At 37.9% G+C, this 2,602-nt stretch carries 1 protein-coding gene; it reads left to right on the top strand.

Features of this window, described 5'->3' with window-relative positions:
• Positions 1-2,433, top strand: a 2,433-nt coding sequence (locus tag E1176_RS02535) for an ATP-binding cassette domain-containing protein (protein ID WP_155209010.1), incomplete at its 5' end; no start/stop codon positions are given.
• Positions 2,434-2,602 lie beyond the last annotated feature (169 nt).

Below are 2,602 nucleotides of genomic sequence, written 5' to 3'. Positions count from 1 at the left end.
GGGAGTTCTATTAGAGGTAATAAAGTAAGTACAATATATTACAGTGATGTAGTAAGTAAATTTTTGCGCGAAGGTGCCCAAACGCAAATTACCCTTTCTGCAGAACACCTATTCTACCATTTTAAAAACGGTAGAGCCGGTTTGCAGAACGTGAGTATTTCCGAAAAAGGAGGGAAGCTCGTTGGTATTATGGGTGCAAGTGGGTCTGGTAAATCAACATTGCTAAATGTAATAAATGGTACTGATAAGCCTTCCAGTGGTCGTGTAATCATCAACGGGATAGATATACATGCAGACCCGAAAGCCATCGAGGGAGTGATAGGATACATTCCTCAGGACGATCTTCTCATGGAAGAACTGAGTGTTTTCGAAAACCTATATTATGCAGCCAAACTCTGTTTTGATCAATATTCCAATAAGGAATTAACTGATCTAGTAGAGCAAGTTATGCTCAATCTTGGCATAAATGATATCAAAGACCTTAAAGTAGGTTCTCCATTAGAGAAAACTATAAGCGGTGGACAAAGAAAACGTGTAAATATAGGCCTTGAGCTATTGAGAGAGCCTAGCGTTTTGTTTGTAGATGAGCCCACCTCAGGTCTTTCTTCTCAGGATTCAGAGAATATTATGGATCTCTTAAAGGAGTTGTCCCTGAGAGGTAAAATGGTATTTGTGGTTATTCATCAGCCTTCTTCAGACATATTTAAAATGTTTGATAACCTGTTGATACTCGATACCGGTGGTTTGCAAATTTACTATGGCAACCCCATAGAAGCGGTTACATACTTTAAGGACATCATCAATGCCGCTAATCGAAATCAGAGCTCATGCCCTGAGTGTGGAAATATAAACCCTGAGCAGATATTTAGTATCATTGAAAATAAAATTGTAAATGAATACGGGAGGTTAACCAAAACAAGAAAGGTGTCTCCAGGCCAGTGGTACCAATATTTCAGAGAAAATATCAAGCTTCCAAAAATTCAGCACACCAAGCGTAAGATTGTTGTAGCACAGGATATACCAAACTGGTGGAAGCAATTTAAGGTGTACGCAACGCGTGATTTTAAGTCAAAGCTGACCAATACCCAATACTTAATAATTAATCTAACACAGGCGCCTCTACTAGCCTTGTTTATTGGTTTCCTTGTGAAGTACTATGCCACCATAGAGACTGATAATCCGGTTTATTCATTTTATGAAAATGACAACATACCGGTTTATTTTTTTATGAGTATAATCGTGGCCCTTTTTATGGGACTTACGGTAAGTGCAGAAGAGATATTCAGAGATAGAAAATTACTCAAACGGGAGCGTTTTCTCAACCTCAGCAAAAGCAGTTATTTAGTAGCAAAAGTAGGTGTGCTTTTCATTATCTCGGCACTTCAGACAGGCACATTTGTAGCTATCGGTAATTGGATGTTAGAAATTCATAACATGGATTTTAGCCTATGGCTAATTTTATTCAGTTGTGCTGCATTTGCCAATATCCTGGGCCTAAATGTATCGGCTTCGTTCAATTCGGCTGTTACCATTTACATTCTAATACCATTATTATTAATCCCTCAGTTATTATTGAGTGGCGTGGTCATTAATTTTGACAAGTTCAATCCTAAGGTAACCACTATGGATGGCGTACCGCTGATAGGGGAGGTAATGGCCTCAAGGTGGGCTTTTGAAGCTGCGGTAGTGACACAGTTTAAGGATAATCCGTATGAGTCTCAGTTTTATCAACTCGATAAAGCAGCTGCGCTAGCTGAATATAAGAAATTGTATTATGTGCCTCGTTTAGAAACTGAGCTTGCCTTTGTTTTTAACAACATGAGAAGGCGGTTATCATCTCAGGGTAATAAAATGAGAAACTCGTTATCACTGCTGTGTGCTGAAATAGGCAGTGAATTAGAAGTCATAGGAAAGGACAAATTTCCGCAATTAGATGATCTGGTATTAGAAAAATTTGATTCTACCACCTATGAAGTTACATCTAATTTCCTGGAGGTGCTTAAGCGCCTATATGTCAACAGATACAATGAAGCCTTTGAAGAAAAAGTAAGGATCACAAACGAGCTCACCAGTACTCCAATGGCCAAAGCACAGTTTGATTCACTTAAGTTAAGATATCAAAATGAGGCGATCGAAACAGCGGTAAAAAATGTAAATACTACTCACCGTGTTATAGAACTTGATGGACGATTGGTGCAGAAAATTTACCCGATTTATTTTGAAGACCACAACCCAAAACACGTCTTGGATTTCCGCACCAAGTTTTATTCCCCGACCAAGCATCTGGCCGGTATCTATATCGACACTACCTTGTTTAATATTATCGTTATCTGGGTGATGTCGTTTTTGCTTTTTGTTACCTTATATTTTGATGTGCTTAAAAAGTTTATCGCACTCTTCAGTAATAGATCCAGAAAAAGAATCGCAAAATAAAAGGTGCAGTTGTGCAATTTATCTCACAGATTCGTGGATTAACACAAGCATGTTTTCTATCTAATTAGCACTTATGGTATGATTTGCCTGATGGTACATTTTTGGTTGCTTTTAAAGCAAACAGAAAAGTGTTATGAATATATCTAATAAAATTATACCTAAGTTAAAC

Origin of the sequence: Fulvivirga aurantia (genome assembly GCF_009711475.1) — a bacterium.
Taxonomy (GTDB): domain Bacteria; phylum Bacteroidota; class Bacteroidia; order Cytophagales; family Cyclobacteriaceae; genus Fulvivirga; species Fulvivirga aurantia.
The sequence above is the reverse complement of the archived record's forward strand: the minus strand, read 5'-3'. Positions and strand labels throughout refer to the sequence as shown.